Raw genomic sequence first — 2,383 nt, forward strand, 5'->3', positions numbered from 1 at the left:
TCGCCCATGTATCTTGCCCCTTCCGGCGTGAGGTGCGTGCCGTCGAACGTCAGCGGAGAGCCCGAGGGATCGGCGTTGGCGCAGGTCTCGTAGCTGCCGCACAGAAGCCTCTGAAGATCGACGTATTCGGCCAGCTTGGGAATTGTTTCGCTCATTTCGAGGCTGACCGCGGAAGGGTCTTCGGGAACCGGACGCCTGCCGATCAGTGCGTCAATGCCATCGGCAAAGACGCGATAGGTCAGCCGGTCTCCGAAATGCTTGCGCCCGAAGACGACGAGCTTGGCATCGGTGTCGGCCGAGAGCGCTTCGAGGGATTTGGGCAGCAGCGGCGCGGTCCAGGGGTTCCAGGACGACACCAGCCAGAGCTGATCGGCTTCGCGGAGCCGGGCTTGAAGCTTCGGGTCCTGGTAGCCGGGCAACCTGGCGCATTCCTCGCGGTTTTCGCGGTTTCGGTACTTGTCCAAGTTGTCGATCATCAGATTCCCGCACCGCCCGGGGATGTGGTAGGTCGAGAGGTCGAAGTCCCGGTCCATTCCCGTCTCGTAGAGCGCGTTCACCAGATCCTGCCCGTAGGAGTCTCCGACGATCAGCACCTTTGGAAGGTCGCCGTCGCCGCTGAACGCGCGGCCCTTCAGCGCGTCGAAGCGCGTTGGCACATAGTCGTCGGCCTCGACGAAGCTTCTGAGAATGCGTTGCTCTTCGGGGCTGTAGCGGCGCTCCCAGCCGGTGTCGGCGGTCAGGGCGAGGCCGAGAAGGGCGAAAAGGCTGAGCGCGGCGAAGGAGGAGGTCAGCACCCGTTTTGCGGGGACTCCCGGTGTCCGCCTCCGGAAAGGCTGCTCGATAAATTTCCAGGTCAGCCAGGCGAGGGGGAAGGTCAGAAGCGCGCATATCGCGACGCCGAGCTTATCGTCGGGAAAGGCATGCCGGTAAAAGGTCATGAGCGGCTGGTGCCAAAGGTAGGCGCTGTAGGAGATCAGTCCGATCAGCACGATCCAGCGCGTTGTCAGAATGCGGTGCACCACCGTTCCGGGCTTTGTATAGAGGATGACCAGCGCGGCGCCCAGACAGGCGGGCAGCGCATAAAGGCCGCTCGACAGTCGGGTTTCATCGACGATGGCATAACTGATCAGGATCGCCGCGAAGCCGGCCAGCGACAGGAGGCCGTAAAGAGATGGGCGGGGAGAGACTTCGGTTCTGGCGAAGGACAGCGACGCGAGCGCGCCGATCAGAAGCTCCCATGCGCGCATCGGGAAGAGGTAGAAGGCATACTTGGGGTCCGATGCGACCGAGTTCATCACCAGTGCCAGGCTCAGCAGACCGGCGGCGATCAAGGCATGGACCAGGTAGCGCCGGGCCTTGCGATAGATGAGCGCCAGGAAGATCGGATAGACAATGTAGAATTGCTCCTCGACCGCGAGACTCCAAGTGTGGAGGAGGGGATTCAGTTCTGCATGGGTATGGAAATAATTGATTTCCTTCAGGAAGAAGATATTCGACAGAAAGGTCATCGCGGCCACCACGCTCTTTCCGAACGTTTGCAGGTCGCTAGGGGGAAGAAAGATCAATGCGGCGGGAATGGTGCATGCAATGATGAAGATCAAGGCCGGCAGAATACGCCTTGCGCGCCTCTCGTAGAAATCGACAATACTGAATCTGTCGGATTTCAGGTCAGACATCAGAAGGGATGTGATTAGAAACCCGCTTATGACGAAAAAGACATCAACCCCGATGAAGCCGCCGGGGACTGCAGTGTGAGACGCGTGAAAGGCAATAACTGGAACGACAGCAAAGGCGCGCAAGCCATCAATATGTGCTTTGTAATTCACTAAGCGGCTCCAAATATTCAAAAAAATTTTGGGACAAATGACACATGGGCCGGGGAGGAAACGGACCCAAGTTGCGTCCCTCCATGAATGCTAGTGCATGGGTGGCACTCGATCCACCACGTTGAACCTCGCCGCGGCTCCCTCTCCAAGAGCGCAATCTCGCCGTCTTGCCTCGAGAGGCGCCCCATGCTGCGCAACGCCAAATTGTTGGAAGAGATAGCAGGCACATAGCGCCGACGAAGCGGGCAGACGCCTGCCGCGCGCCGAGTCCGCCTCGGTGACGCCTTTTCCGTGCAGGAGGCAGATGTCTGCCGATCGCCTTTTCATTCGGCAGTAGGTTCCAGGCTTTCGTCGGAGCGCCGAGGCGGGGGTGATTCTCGCCCCCCGGCCTCCGAGACCCGCCGCGCGCGGTCTGCGGGCCGGATCCGAGGCGGGCGGGGCCTGGATTGCGCCCGCTGATCATTGCCGAGACACCCGGTGCGTATCTGCATAAAATCTCAAATAACTTGCGTGGTCTGCGAGGCGATCTTCTCGGTCCCATCCGCACCAAATTTCAT

The 2,383-nt window shown here is 60.2% G+C and carries 1 protein-coding gene; it reads right to left on the bottom strand.

The genetic code is table 11. The annotated features are described in order from the left end of the window. Positions 1-1,826: acyltransferase family protein (locus G0D83_RS00005; protein ID WP_164188487.1), on the bottom strand; the 1,826-nt coding region annotated here is incomplete at its 3' end. Between the last annotated feature and the right edge of the window lie 557 nt (positions 1,827-2,383).

It is taken from the genome of Salipiger sp. PrR003, from assembly GCF_010500785.1.
GTDB classification, from domain to species: Bacteria; Pseudomonadota; Alphaproteobacteria; order Rhodobacterales; family Rhodobacteraceae; genus Salipiger; species Salipiger pacificus_A.